The sequence below is a fragment of the Kitasatospora sp. NPDC036755 genome, assembly GCF_040636595.1.
Classification (GTDB): domain Bacteria; phylum Actinomycetota; class Actinomycetes; order Streptomycetales; family Streptomycetaceae; genus Kitasatospora.
Genome location: NZ_JBEZUT010000493.1, coordinates 1 through 4,451, shown reverse-complemented (window position 1 = coordinate 4,451; position 4,451 = coordinate 1). Strand labels below are relative to the sequence as shown.

5 protein-coding genes are annotated in these 4,451 nt (G+C 76.1%); all 5 read right to left on the bottom strand.

What is annotated here, in order from left to right:
* A partial coding sequence (locus AB0E96_RS38640) for a hypothetical protein (RefSeq protein WP_359831142.1) occupies positions 1-219 on the bottom strand: 219 nt, incomplete at its 3' end.
* A gap of 84 nt (positions 220-303) precedes the next feature.
* Positions 304-741: a hypothetical protein gene (locus AB0E96_RS38635; protein WP_359831141.1), complete on the bottom strand. Its 438-nt coding sequence runs from the start codon at positions 739-741 to the stop codon at positions 304-306.
* 162 nt (positions 742-903) lie between these two features.
* Positions 904-1,848, bottom strand: coding sequence for a terpene synthase (locus AB0E96_RS38630; protein ID WP_359831139.1), 945 nt, complete (start codon positions 1,846-1,848; stop codon positions 904-906).
* A 335-nt stretch (positions 1,849-2,183) separates the two neighbouring features.
* Complete coding sequence (locus AB0E96_RS38625; RefSeq protein WP_359831137.1) at positions 2,184-4,352, bottom strand: hypothetical protein; 2,169 nt, start codon at positions 4,350-4,352, stop codon at positions 2,184-2,186.
* A partial coding sequence (locus AB0E96_RS38620) for a phosphoenolpyruvate carboxylase (protein ID WP_359831135.1) occupies positions 4,265-4,451 on the bottom strand: 187 nt, incomplete at its 5' end. The genes AB0E96_RS38620 and AB0E96_RS38625, both read right to left, overlap by 88 nt.

The window sequence follows — 4,451 nt, the reverse complement described above, 5'->3', positions numbered from 1 at the left end:
GGGGAACCGCTCGCTCTCCCCGCGCCGTTCGGCTTCGACCTCGACACGAAGCCGTTCCTCTGAACGCGGCGCGGGCAGTACCGCCGTCGCGGCGGCGGACTCATCCGCCGGCTCCACCGACTCCGCGGCGGACTCCTCCGCCGCCAACGCCCAGTTCACCGCCGGGAGCTGGTAGCCACCCGGCCTCCGCTCCGGCCCGCCGCGCTGCTCCTCGCCCACCGTGCATCCCCTGCTGTTCGACGACACTCCCATGGGGGCCTACGGCCCGGGGGGCCGAACCGGTTCAGCGGAGATCGGAGCGCTTCAGGCGCCGAGCTTCCAGACCGGCTCCGCGGCCGCCTCCGGCGGGGTCAGCACGAAGGAGACGGCCTGCTCCAGCGACGCCGCCGACGGCGCCGCCCACGGCCCGTCCCCCTGCGCGCGCACGTGGGCGAGCAGCTCCGGGTCCGGCGCCAGTCCGTACTCCTCCAGGTAGTACGTGACGGTGTCGGTCCAGATCCACCGGCCGTCGGTGCGGAAGCCCATCGGCACGACTCCGCGCCGGGCCGGGTCGACCACGTCGTCCATCAGCATCGGCGTCAGCAGCACCGCCGCCCCGGCCCGCAGGTAGCGGGCGACGGCCTCGCGCCCGGGCCCCGCCGCCAGCCGCGGCCGGTCCGGGGCGAACCCGGGCCCGGTCACCGGATCCACCGCGTCGAAGACCGCCGCCAGCCGGAACCCGTCCCGCACCGTCTCGCCCATCACCGAACTCCTCACCGCCGGCCACGTCCCTACGTTCCGTCCGACGGCCGACCGGCGGCGCGGGGTTCACCGCGGAGCCGGGCGAGGACGGCGACGGCCGTCGCGTGCTCATCGGGGGTCGTGCGGACTCCGAGGATCGCGCGGTGGTCGCGGCCCGGTCGGTCAGGTGCGCACGGTGCGGTGAGCCCTTCCGCTCCTCCGGAAGGCGTACGCCGCGGATGCGCCCAGACCGCGAGGTCCCCCGAGCGGACTCGCCGTGGTCCGGCCGAAGGGGCCGGACCGCTCGTGCCACAGGTACGAGCCCGCCAGCGCCTCTTGCAGCGACGCCACGAACCGTACCGCCTCGGGCGGTACGGCCGCCGGGGCCCCGGCCAGAGTGTCGACCCTGGCGGTCAGCAGATCGTCGACGACGGCAGCGGCGTCACGGCGGTCCAGCCCGAGGGCCTTACCGGCGACCTCCACGCCGTTGTTGCCCACCGTGCCCTCATCGACCTCCCGGTCGTGGGACACGATGTCGTTGTGCAGGCTGACGGCGTCCACGAACGCGTCGACGGCAGTGCGGAACTCCCTGAGGCGGAGCACGTTCGGACGGAGTTCGCCCATCGCGTGCTCCATGAGCACGGCGGTGAACTGCAGACCACCAAAGTCTCGGCGGGCTCCCAGATATTCGATCAGATCGGTCACGGCACGGTCGACGTGCTCGAGCTCCCACAGCACGCCGTCCAGGAAGCGCCGCACGCTGCTGATGAACCGATCGCGCCAGAGCGGGCTCATGGTGGCGGCCGTGCCGGTCCACAGGTCCGCGAAGGCCCGCTCCACGGGATTTCCCGGGCTCAGCGGCCGCGGCAGGCCGTCCAACGGCAGGTGGAGCATCAGCCGCTCCACCTGTGCTGCGGCTGACTCCCGGTCGTGGTCACGCCGGTAGAGCGGCAGGAACAGATCGTCGACGAACCACAGGGCGACATGCCAATCGGTGACCAGCTCCAACTCTCCGGCATCGGCGTCCGGATGGGTCAAGGCGATGAACAACGGGAAGTCGGCTTGATCGAACTTCTCCTCGCTCCACCTCTGCGGCCACTCCGAGTACGCCTCGTCGAACATGCCCATCCGCCGGGCCCACTCCTTGGCATGCGCGCGGGCCTGGTCGACATGAGGGTTGAGGCGGGACTCGAACGGCATGTGGAAGGGCGGCTGCGGAAGGGATCCCATGGTCGGGTCGCTTCCCCTCCCGGGTCGCCGCGATGCCGGAGTTCACCCGTGGCACTCCAGTGCGATCCGGTGGTCCATCCGCTCGGGCGCGTCCATGCCGCGGCCCCGCGGCCACCGCGTGATCTTCAGGAGTCCGCACGACCCCCGATGAGCACGCGATGGCCGGTGCCGTTCCCGCCCGGCTCCAGCGGCAGATCACGACATCGCACCGGAGCACCGGGGCGTGTCCGCCGTCACACCGCGCCCAGCGCGAGGACGTAGCGGGCCGGGTCGGCCGGGCGGACGCGGTCGGCGGGGGCAACGGCGTCGCGGCGGGCGAGCCAGGTGCGCAGCCGGTCCGGGCCCGGCCGCACCCCGCCGATCTCGTGCAGCAGCACCCGGGCCGGGCGGCCCTGCTCCTGGTCCGCCGGTTCGACCTCGACCACCTCGAACCGCGTGCCCGGGGCGAAGATCACCGTCGGCTGGTCGCCCGGCTCGCCGAAGGCCGAGCTGCGCCGGCCACCGACGGACCAGATGGCGAACTCGACCCCGACGTCCTCCCCCAGGTCGGCCCCGGGCGCCGCCAGGCCGGTCACCGGGGCCCGCTCGGTCAGCACCGTGCCCGGGGCGTACGCGGTGAGGTCGCAGTCCTGCGCCGGGCCGGCCACCAGCACGCCGCCGTAGTGGCTGGGCAGCCGCCGCAGACCGCCGGCCAGACAGCGCAGGTACGGGCCGTAGGGACCGGGCGCCCCGGACCGGGCCGCCGCGAGGAGTTCGGCGCGCGGGGCCAGCGGGGTGCAGTCGCCGTGCTGCAGCAGGACGGCGACCAGCTCGGGCCCCGGCGCTCCCCCTTCCGCCCGGGCGCGCAGGGCGGGCAGCCGGGTCGCGACGTCCTCGGCCCGCCGCGCCAGGCGCTGGTAGGCGGAGCCGAGCAGGGCCGCCAGCGCCGCGCCGTCCGAGGCGGGCGAGGTGGCGGCGGGCTCCACCGGCGCCACGGGCGGGGGCGGGGGCGCCACGGGCGGGGGCGTCACGGCTGGGGTCGAGGGCTCGGGAACCGGCTCGGGCTCGGGAACGGGTTCCGGAACGGGCTCGGCCTCGGGTTCCGAGACCGGCTCGGGCTCGGCCGTCGGCGCCTCGGCGGCTGGCCCCTCCACCTCGGGCTCCGCGACGACGCCCTCAGGGGCCAATATTGCTCCTTCGCCGGCCTCCTCCCGAGCCCCCGGGAACGCCCCGCCCGCGGTCGACACCGTGGCGGCGGGCGCGGGCCCGACGACCGGCTCCACCGTCGCCTCCGCCAGGACCTCGGCCTCGGCCACGGCCTCGACCGCAACCGGAGCCGGAGCCGGAGCCGGAGCAGAGGCCGGAGCCTCCGCCACGACCTCGCCCCGGAAGGACGGCTCCGGAGCACCCGCCTCCGCCCCGACCCAGTCCAGGCCGTACAGCCGCGCGCAGAACCGCGCCACCGCCGCCGACCCCACATCCAGTGCCCCCACCACCGCGAGCCCGAGCCGCGTCGGCCCGGCCGGGAGCGAGCCGAGCACCGCCCCGAGGTGGTCCCAGAGCGTCTCCGGCACCGGTCGCCCCGGCGCGCCGACGACCAGCACCGGCCGGGCCGGGTCCGGTCGGCGCAGCCGGGGGCCGCGGTCCGCGCCGGAGGCCGGGCGCAGCCACAGCCCGGCGGACACCGCCTCCAACTCCCAGCCGGGGAAAGCCGGGTAGCGGGCGGCCCCGGACGCCGTCGGGAGGTCGGGGCGGGTGCGCCAGCCGACGGCGGTGACGGTGCGCTCGCGCGGGCGGGCGACCAGCTCGGTGAGGTACGGCTCCCAGCCTTCCCCACCGCCCTCCGCGACGTGGACGTGCCGCACGCCCACCCCGGACAGCCCGGCCGTCCCGACCGGCACGCCGATCGCCGCCCGCACCTCCTGCCCGAGCGAGGCCGCCAACACGGCCGCCAGCTCGATGAGTTCGACCGGAGCGGCCCAGGGCGCACTGAGCACGAGGGGTTCCCGCCGCGTCGCCTTCTCCTGCAGGAGCGCTGCGGCGTCGGCCAGTTGGGCGCCGCTGGGCAGCTCTCCGGAGGGCTCGCCGATGATCAGCAGCAGCCCGTCCGGGGGCGCGACGGCCCGGTCCAGCACGGCCGGTCGGGCCGGTCCCACCGCGGCCTCGGTGACCCAGTACGCCCCACCGGCCAGGGGGGTGATGGTCGCGGCGGCGGGCCAGCGGCCGCCGAGCGGCTCCGCTCCCCCGCCGGGACGGCAGCGCCACCACGTCCCGTCCACGGCCGGCAGGGTGCCGTCCGCTTCGACGCTGACCACGGTGTCCGGCGCGACCACCGTCAACCCGGCACGCCTGGCGAGCAGTTCGGCGGGCCGTCGGCCGTCCGGGCCGAGCGCCGCCAGCCCGGAGGCGGCCAGCACCAGCACGTCGGCGTCATGGGGTTGCCGTCGCGGTCGCCGCCGATCCAGGTGCCGAAGGTGAGCGGGCGTACGCCGTCGGGCAGGACCAGGCCGACCCGGGCGAGC